This is a genomic window from Corallincola holothuriorum (genome assembly GCF_003336225.1).
Classification (GTDB): Bacteria; Pseudomonadota; Gammaproteobacteria; order Enterobacterales; family Neiellaceae; genus Corallincola; species Corallincola holothuriorum.
In genome coordinates, this window is record NZ_QPID01000029.1 from 1 (window position 1) to 1,281 (window position 1,281).

At 46.9% G+C, this 1,281-nt stretch carries 1 protein-coding gene; it reads right to left on the reverse strand.

Features of this window, described 5'->3' with window-relative positions; translation table 11 throughout:
- Window positions 1-673: 673 nt before the first annotated feature.
- Window positions 674-1,141 (reverse strand): hypothetical protein, encoded by a 468-nt coding sequence (locus DU002_RS19235; RefSeq protein WP_114340076.1) that lies wholly within the window; start codon window positions 1,139-1,141, stop codon window positions 674-676.
- Window positions 1,142-1,281: the final 140 nt, after the last annotated feature.

The window sequence follows — 1,281 nt, forward strand, 5'->3', positions numbered from 1 at the left end:
AGACAGGTGCCACGGCGGAACAAGTAAGGTAGGCGCTGCTCATGAAAATGAGTAATCCACGGATACCAGCATAGCAACCGACGAAAGTACCGGCTTCATCTGATGTATCAGCTCTTTTTTAGGAGAATACGATGGCTAGTTTTTTAGCAGGGATCAGTGCGTCAAACTTGACAGTGGGAGTCATACCAACGCCGCAAGCACGGGCAACGGACTGCGGCTCGCCGCGTCGTGTTCGTTGTCCCCGAGGAGCAAAGCGACGAGTTAGTGACTTGCATTGTTATATTTACCCTACGCAGAAACCTTTGAGATACATGACTGCAAATACGCCTGTAAAGGTACAGAACGATGCAATGTAAACGGGCCGCCAGCGCTTTCCCATTGGGTTCAACCCTTCATCGGTGAAAAACACCCGCAGAGGCCAATACAGAGACAGAAAAGCAGATGAAAACGATTGCGTTTCGTCGTCCTTCTCGTTGGAGTAGACCACGAAGGCACTTACAAGCATCAAGACAAACGCAACTCCAGACAAACCGAGCAGCACCAGCTCAAAAGTATCACTACACGCAGAAGACGATAATCTCATACTTAAAGGTAAATATAACGCTCCGCAAACGGGCGAGCGGCAGCGAGTCCGAGCCCACGCTTTTTGTGGGCGATTTTGTTGTGCGGCTTGTTATGAATATTTTTTCCTCACAAGCTTAATCCGTTTGTACAAAAGAAAAAGAACAAGAGCGACAAAGTGAATAGTGACAAATAGACCTGCCCCCTTCTCATCCCAAAAAAGGCTAAAAAGACTCAAGTCAAAGATGTAGTCCAGAAGCAGGAAAATGCAGAGTGAGCTGGCGATGAATGCTACACGATCATAACTCGTAGCAGAGAAGTTCAGTCCGCAATACTTTGCAACAGCAAAAGTAAATCCTACCGCCGAAATGATTACAAGCGGCAAAGATACAAATGCAAGTTCTAACGGAGCTGGAGCCATGATCTTCAGTAACCCCAAAGAAGCAACTCCAAGACAACCTGATACTAGGTGGAATCGACTAAACATATTCATAACGCCTTTGATAACAGGACCTATAACGCGCCCAAATAAAACCACCGCTCTCTGGGTGGTTCCTCGTTTATCAAACTTGTTGTACACCCGCACCGCCGTAGCTATGGACGAACAACGTTATCTATGACACTCACTATGCCGTGCTTTGCTAACTTAACGCAACACTCTGTTAATACTGAGCAACTCATAACTTGCGCTCGGTCAGATTGTCCCCACACAGCATTCCA